The sequence below is a fragment of the Streptomyces sp. NPDC087270 genome (assembly GCF_044744625.1).
In the GTDB taxonomy this organism is placed as follows: domain Bacteria; phylum Actinomycetota; class Actinomycetes; order Streptomycetales; family Streptomycetaceae; genus Actinacidiphila.
The window spans coordinates 1-1136 of the sequence record NZ_JBIUYR010000050.1 but is presented as its reverse complement, the minus strand read 5'-3'; the positions used below and the strand labels follow the sequence as shown (position 1 = coordinate 1136).

Here is a 1136-nt window from a genome sequence, read left to right as displayed (position 1 = left end):
ACGCGTTCGCGGAGGTGGACGAGGATTTCGGGGATGTCGATGGCGACGGGGCAGACGTCGTAGCAGGCGCCGCAGAGGGTGGAGGCGTAGGGGAGGGAGGCGTCGAGGGGGGTGGTGGTGCCGCGGAGTTGGGGGGTGAGGATGGCGCCGATGGGGCCGGGGTAGGGGGAGCCGTAGGCGTGGCCGCCGGCGCGTTCGTAGACGGGGCAGACGTTGAGGCAGGCGGAGCAGCGGATGCAGCGGAGGGCTTGGCGGCCGGTGGTGTCGGCGAGGGTGTCGGTGCGGCCGTTGTCGAGGAGGATGAGGTGGAAGTTTTTGGGGCCGTCGTGGGTGGTGGTGCCGGTCCACATGGTGGTGTAGGGGTTCATGCGTTCGGCGGTGGAGGAGCGGGGGAGTGTTTGGAGGAAGACTTCGAGGTCTTGGAAGGTGGGGATGGTTTTTTCGATGCCGACGATGGAGATGAGGGTGTCGGGGAGGGTGAGGCACATGCGGCCGTTGCCTTCGGATTCGACGACGACGAGGGTGCCGGTTTCGGCGATCATGAAGTTGGCGCCGGAGATGGCGATTTTGGTGCGGAGGAATTTTTCGCGGAGGTGGAGGCGGGCGGCTTCGGCGAGGTCGGTGGGGTTGTCGGTGAGGTGGTCGGGGGCGGGGCGGCCCCAGTGGGTCATTTCGTGGTGGAAGATGTCGCGGATTTCGGTGCGGTTTTTGTGGATGGCGGGGACGAGGATGTGGGAGGGCTTGTCGTGGGCGAGTTGGACGATGAGTTCGGCGAGGTCGGTTTCGTAGGCGTGGATGCCGGCGGTGTGGAGGGCTTCGTTGAGGCCGGTTTCCTGGGTGGCCATGGATTTGACTTTGACGACTTCGGTTTCGCCGGTGGTTTGGATGATGTGGGTGGTGATGCGGTTGGCTTCGTCGGCGTCGGTGGCCCAGTGGACGGTGCCGCCGGCGTTGGTGACGGCGGTTTCGAGTTGTTGGAGGTAGTGGTCGAGGTGGTGGAGGGTGTGGTCTTTGATGGCGGCGCCGGCGGTGCGGAGTTGGGGCCAGTCGGGGAGTTCGTTGATGGCGGTGGCGCGTTTGGTGCGGATGGTGTGGGTGGCGTGGGTGAGGTTGGCGCGGAGTTGGGTGTCCTTCGT

Annotated in this window: 1 protein-coding gene; it reads right to left on the bottom strand. The window is 65.8% G+C overall.

Annotation, left to right across the window (positions count from 1 at the left end; all coding sequences use genetic code 11):
* On the bottom strand, nucleotides 1–1136 hold a 1136-nt coding region (locus ACIPAE_RS39775; protein WP_402452342.1), incomplete at both ends, for a lactate utilization protein B.